The sequence below is a fragment of the Pontibacter rugosus genome, assembly GCF_042678745.1.
Classification (GTDB): domain Bacteria; phylum Bacteroidota; class Bacteroidia; order Cytophagales; family Hymenobacteraceae; genus Pontibacter; species Pontibacter rugosus.
On record NZ_JBHTLD010000252.1, the window covers coordinates 1 to 6,139 of the forward strand.

A 6,139-nucleotide genomic window follows, 5' to 3' on the forward strand; every position below is an offset into this window, starting at 1 on the left:
CTCGATAAGCTAAGGGGCTAAAAGAATTTTTTTATAATAATATTTGTATAAACAAATAATGTACAAACCCACACTATGAAATATATCAAACTAAAAGGAGCCACTATTCCAGCTTTAGGCTTCGGAACATATGAACTGGACGACAAGCTGGCAAACACAATAGTAAAAGTTGCCTTAGATACCGGCTACCGCCACATCGATACTGCCCAAATGTATGGCAATGAAACTGGTGTCGGCAAAGCCATAAAAGAATCAGGTATAGCCCGTGAAGAGGTTTTTCTCACCACTAAGGTGCTGCCTGCCAACCTGGATAAAAAGCACTTTTTGCCATCCGTAGAGGAAAGCCTGCGAAAACTGGATACGGACTATGTAGACCTGCTGCTGATTCACTGGCCGAATGCTGAAGTGCCCGTAGATGAGTATATAGGCGAGCTGGTAAAAGCGCAGGAAAAAGGATACGCCAAGTATATTGGCGTTAGTAACCATACTACTGCTTTACTTGAGAAAGTATTAGCTACCGGTGCCGACATCATCACAAACCAAGTTGAATACCACCCTTTCCTGAACCAGGATAAACTATACAAGTACCTGCGCCAGCACAACCTGACCATGACGGCTTATAGCCCAATTGCTCAAGGTAAGGTGATGGGCAACGAAACGTTGAAGAGCATCGGCGATAAGTATGGCAAAAACGAAGTGCAGGTAGCACTGCGCTGGCTGATCCAACAGGATGGCGTGTTGGCTATACCCAGAACTTCAAAAGAATCTCATGTGGCCTCTAACTTCAACATCTTTGACTTTGAGCTGACACAAGAGGAGATGCAGAAAATAAGCAAGCTAACGCAAGAGAATACCCGCCTTGTCAGCCCATCCTTCGCTCCTGACTGGGATTAATTTAAATTTTGAATAACTGAATTTTGAATGAGTGAATACTATCAACAGCGATAGTTTATACTTTGATAATTGAAAAACAACACCTGATAAATGGAAAATCAAGCATTATTACAACCAATTAAATTAAACAACCTGGAGCTGAATAACCGTGTTATCATGGCTCCCATGACACGCAGCCGTGCCGACAATGAAGGTGCTGTACCAAACGATTTAATGGTGACCTACTATCGCCAGCGTGCTGGTGCGGGCCTGATCGTTTCTGAAGGATCACCTATTTCAGAGCAGGCCATAGGATATATAAACACGCCCGGTATTTATACACAGGAGCAGGTAGAGGGCTGGAAGAAAGTAACAAAAGCTGTACACGACGAAGGAGGCAAAATTTTCCTGCAGTTGTGGCACGTTGGCCGCATGTCGCACCCTGACTTCCAGAACGGAGAGTTACCGGTAGCTCCATCTGCCATCAACCCCAACGATAAGTCTTTTACACCGGAGGGTTTTAAAGATACAGTTACTCCACGTGAGCTAACGGTGCCTGAAATCAAGCAGATAGTGCAGGATTTCAAAAACGGAGCGAAAAATGCTATAGAAGCAGGGTTTGATGGCGTAGAAATTCATGCTTCCAATGGTTATCTTCTGCATCAGTTTTTTGTAACTGTCGCTAACACGCGTACAGATGAGTATGGCGGGTCGAAGGAGAATCGCAGCAAAATTTTGTTTGAGATACTGGATGCAATAAAAGAAGTGGTGCCAGTAGAGAAAGTAGGTGTTCGTATGAACCCAAGTCTGCATGGCGGCTTTGGGATTACAGTGGACGAAAATACGATCCCGACATACGATTTCATGATCGAAAAGCTGAACAACTACAAGTTAGCATACCTGCACTTAACAGAGGCATCGCCGGCAACGTACGATGTGCCACATATTGAGGCGCATATTGCCAAGCGTTACCGCCCAATCTACAAAGGCAACCTAATTATTAACGGTGGCTTTACGCAGGAAACTGGCAACAAGGTAATTGCGGATGGTGATGCAGACATGGTAGCCTATGGCGTTCCGTTTATTGCCAACCCTGACTTGCCAGAGCGTTTTGCACAAAATGCCGAGCTACAGAAACCTGATACAAGTAAGTTTTACGCACCAGGTGCCGAAGGCTATATTGATTACCCTTCTCTGCAGGAAGCAAACGCTTAAGCCGAAGGCAATATCTATTCAGTTTCAAGCCAGCTGCCCTACGGTAGCTGGCTTTTTATTTTCATCAATAGCTATATCAACTATTTCTCTGTCCTTATCAGGTACAAGTTTGCAACCTGATCCTACAATGGTGTCGAGTTTGTAACTCAACTGGCTTGGAGAGCGATCCTGCTATAGCCATAGCTTACGGAGCTTGTACTGGATCCTCTCTCGAGAGGGGTTAGGAGTAGGTTTATTTGAATAGCTTTATCTACACCAAATTAGACGAAGTCGCTCCTATACTTGATGGTATGCTATACTTCCTGCAATCTATAGGCAGCAGACTTCCGCCGGCGATACCAGCCAGCAAAAAAAGCAACAGCCAGAAGCAATTCCGCAAAATCACCACCATAGTACATCAACTGTGCCGCCTCCTGAATCTGCTCTATGTCGTGTGGTGTATTGCGAGGCCAGCTGTAGGCGTACATAAATTTGCTCAGGTAAGCATGCGCCGCCATACTTAGGAACAACACAGCTAGCCGTGTATACTTACCTGCGCGGTTCGGATTAGGATCAGGCCCAGCGATAGCCCACACAAACAAGCAGCCAGCTAACAGAAAATGAATGTGCACCAGATGATGCAAGGAAGGAGTAGTTAAGGTTAAACTATAAAGCGGCGTTAGGTAGAGCACATACATGCCCCCAACATTGAGCAGCAGTGCCGTAACCGGATGGCTGAGCAGGTGGACTGGCTTGCTCTTAAGTATAGCGGTTATACTTCGGGAAGCATGAACAGGCAGCGCGCGAAGCGCCAGCGTAACAGGTGCAGCTAAAACCAACCCCAACGGTGCAAGCATGCCTACTAATAGATGCTGTATCATGTGCCCTCTTAGGTCGTGATGTGCATACTTGACTAACTCAGGTGACATAGCGACAATCAACAAGCCACACCCAAGTATAAACCCGCCGGTACGCCAGTTGCTCCAATGCTTAGCTGCTCGTTTCTGCTGTATCACTGCTCCTATATAAGCTGCCAACAGCACAGTTATCAGCAGCCAAGGCACCAGGTAAGAAGCCATGCTTCCGGAGTCCGTGTGGTGTGCAGCCATCTCCATCTGCCTTATCTAAAAGCCTTTTTACCAGCAGCCCGTGCACGCATGGCAAGCCAGATGCCAACTATTAGAAGTATAACGCCTGCCAGGTTCCAGGCAACATCGTACGGCAATATATTGTCTACGCCATACCTGATCTGATGCAGCCGCAGCACCTTGTGATCTATGATGCCATCAAACAGCTGAAAGCCCCCTAGCCCTAAAAAGAAGCCTGCCCATGCCCAGTTTCCTGCCAAAGCTTGCCGGTGGCGCAAGTCTGAGAGCATAAAAAAACCAGCTACTATTGCTACGAGTTCAGCGGAATGCAACAGCCCATCTGTCAAAAGGCCAATAGCAGGTGTAGATTGGTCATAGAAGTGGTGCCATGCCAGGAGTTGGTGGAAAATAATTTCGTCTACAGCGGCCATTACGCCTACACCGATCAGCACACCTACCCATCGGGAGCGGCTCTTTTCATGATGCTTTTGTTTAGAAGACTCCATCACTGATACTGCTTTTGGTAAGGTTTAAGGTGCTACAGCTGGTTACGGTTATTTTGATAGAATAGATCATGCGGCTTTTAGTTATGGCAACTGCCCCAGCTTTGGCATAAGTAGCAGCAGCAAAAAGCGCTGGCTTCGCTACCATCTTTACGCCTGATTTGCTACTTTTACTTTTATGCTTCTGCGCCAGGAGCTGGAATATACTTACCATACGAACTGCAAAATGAAACTGAAAATAAGAACTGGCTTCGGCTATGATGTGCACCAACTACAAGAAGGGCTTGATTTCTGGCTCGGCGGCATCAAGATTCCGCACACGCACGGTGCCCTTGGCCACTCCGATGCTGATGTGCTGATCCACGTCATCTGCGATGCTTTATTGGGTGCAGCTAACATGCGTGACATAGGCTTTCACTTCTCCGACAAAGACCCTAAGTATAAAGGCATCGACTCTAAAATACTTTTAAAAGAGGTAATACAGCTTTTAACTAACGAGGGCTACGAGATCGGCAATATAGACTCTACCATATGCCTGCAGGAGCCGAAAGTAAACCCACACATCCCTACCATGAAAACCTGCCTGGCAGAAGTGATGGGAATTCCTGAAGAGGATATATCCATCAAGGCCACTACTACAGAGCATTTAGGTTTTGTAGGCAAGAAAGAGGGAGTAGCCGCGTTTGCAACCGTACTTATCCAGAAACAGTAAGTATAGCGGCCTGGCTGCTGAGGGGCGTTAAACTAATGGCACCCTTTGCAGTCTAACCTGCTCTTAGAACTATACATTATTATACCTTACTCAAACTAAACAATGAGACACAATCTCTACGCTTGCTTACTCTTGGCTGCCATCGGTTATGGCTGTGCCCAAGGGCCAAGCGCCAGTAAGCCAACAACCGATGTAGCTAAATTAAGCGAGGCGGCACCAAAGTACGCTCAAACCATTACAGCGGCAGACCTATCCAAGCACCTGACCATTATTGCCTCTGATGAGTATGAAGGCCGCAACACTGGTGAAAAAGGACAGAAAATGGCTGCTGAGTATATTGCCCGCGAGTTCCGTGAGGATGGCCTAACAGGCCCGGTGCAAAGCAACACAACAAACCCCTACTACCAAACTTTCGATCTGGAGAAAAGCCAGTGGGGTGACGGACATATTACTGTAGGCAAGGAGAAATACCTGATGATGCAGGACTTCTTTGTGCTGGGTAGCTCTCCTTTTCAAACAGAGCAAGCAGTAGATGTGGTATTTGCCGGATACGGTATAGACGATGCCAAATACTCTGACTTCAACAACCTGGATGTAACAGGCAAAGTGCTGGTGGTATTAGCTGGCGAGCCAAAAGGCCCGAACGGAAATTACCTGATCAGCGGCACTGACAAAGCATCAGACTGGGGCAACGATTACCGCTCTAAGCGCAATGCAGCTACCAAGCGCGGTGCAAAAGCAGTGATGATCGTCACTGGCACCAACCCTGGCGAGTTTAACAGCCTGACGCAGCGTTATAAAGCTTATGCCAGCCGTCCGTCCATTGGCCTGAAAAGCAGCAATGAGAGCCAGTCGACAGCAACGATGTTTATTTCTCCGGTAGCAGGCGCCTCTTTGCTTGGCACTACAACAGAGAAACTCTTAAACTATAACACACAGGTAGCACAAGCAGGCAAGCCTGTAGCGTCTAACTTTACAGCTGCCAAGGATGTAAAAATAAAGACGGAGCGCAATGCAGAGCCGTTGGCAACCGAAAACGTATTAGGTTACATAGAAGGCACCGACAAAAAAGAAGAAGTAGTGGTAGTTACTGCTCATTACGACCACGTTGGGGTAGACGAATCGCTGGAAGGTGACAAGATTTTTAACGGAGCGAATGATGACGGCTCTGGCACAGTGGCTGTGCTGGAAGTGGCCGAAGCTTTTGCCCAAGCCAAAAAAGATGGTTTCGGCCCACGTCGCAGCATACTTTTCATGACTGTTACAGGTGAGGAAAAAGGCCTTCTTGGCTCTGAGTACTATTCTGAAAACCCTATTTTCCCGCTCGAAAATACTGTAGCTGACGTTAACATCGACATGATTGGCCGCATGGACTTTGAGCATGAGAAAACCAACGACAGCAACTACATCTATGTGATCGGCGCTGATAAACTGTCTTCGGAGCTGCACCAGATAAACGAGCAGATGAATGAAAAGTACGTGAATCTGAAACTCGATTATACATTTAACGACGAGAACGATCCGAACCGCTTTTACTATCGCTCAGACCACTACAATTTTGCCAAGCATGGCATTCCGATCGTGTTCTACTTTAACGGTGTGCACGCCGATTACCATAAGCCAAGCGACGAAGTAGATAAGATATTGTTCGATAGTGCTGAAAAAGTGGCACGCCTGGCGTTCCACGTGACATGGGAACTGGCTAACCGCGAAAACCGCATTGTTGTAGACAGCAATAAGAAATAGATTTCAGAGTTATAATTAGAAAT

General features: G+C 46.7%; 6 protein-coding genes. 4 read left to right on the forward strand and 2 right to left on the reverse strand.

What is annotated here, in order from left to right; translation table 11 throughout:
• The first annotated feature begins 75 nt into the window (after positions 1-75).
• A complete protein-coding gene (locus ACFQ2O_RS19090) occupies positions 76-894 on the forward strand; it encodes an aldo/keto reductase (protein ID WP_377531750.1) in 819 nt (272 codons plus the stop codon).
• 90 nt (positions 895-984) lie between these two features.
• Positions 985-2,088: an alkene reductase gene (locus ACFQ2O_RS19095; protein WP_377531753.1), complete on the forward strand. Its 1,104-nt coding sequence runs from the start codon at positions 985-987 to the stop codon at positions 2,086-2,088.
• 293 nt (positions 2,089-2,381) lie between these two features.
• Here ACFQ2O_RS19095 and ACFQ2O_RS19100 read toward each other — a convergent pair whose 3' ends face one another.
• The gene (locus tag ACFQ2O_RS19100; RefSeq protein ID WP_377531756.1) at positions 2,382-3,176 is read right to left on the reverse strand and encodes a cytochrome c oxidase assembly protein; all 795 of its coding nucleotides are present in this window, start codon (positions 3,174-3,176) and stop codon (positions 2,382-2,384) included.
• 11 nt (positions 3,177-3,187) lie between these two features.
• Positions 3,188-3,661 (reverse strand): DUF2243 domain-containing protein, encoded by a 474-nt coding sequence (locus ACFQ2O_RS19105; protein WP_377531759.1) that lies wholly within the window; start codon positions 3,659-3,661, stop codon positions 3,188-3,190.
• 223 nt (positions 3,662-3,884) lie between these two features.
• On the opposite strand from ACFQ2O_RS19105, the gene ispF reads away from it, so the two are divergent.
• Together ispF and ACFQ2O_RS19115 are read left to right on the forward strand one after the other, a co-directional pair.
• Positions 3,885-4,370 (forward strand): 2-C-methyl-D-erythritol 2,4-cyclodiphosphate synthase, encoded by a 486-nt coding sequence (gene ispF / locus ACFQ2O_RS19110; protein WP_377531762.1) that lies wholly within the window; start codon positions 3,885-3,887, stop codon positions 4,368-4,370.
• Positions 4,371-4,472: 102 nt separating this feature from the next.
• Positions 4,473-6,116: a M28 family peptidase gene (locus ACFQ2O_RS19115; RefSeq protein WP_377531766.1), complete on the forward strand. Its 1,644-nt coding sequence runs from the start codon at positions 4,473-4,475 to the stop codon at positions 6,114-6,116.
• Positions 6,117-6,139 lie beyond the last annotated feature (23 nt).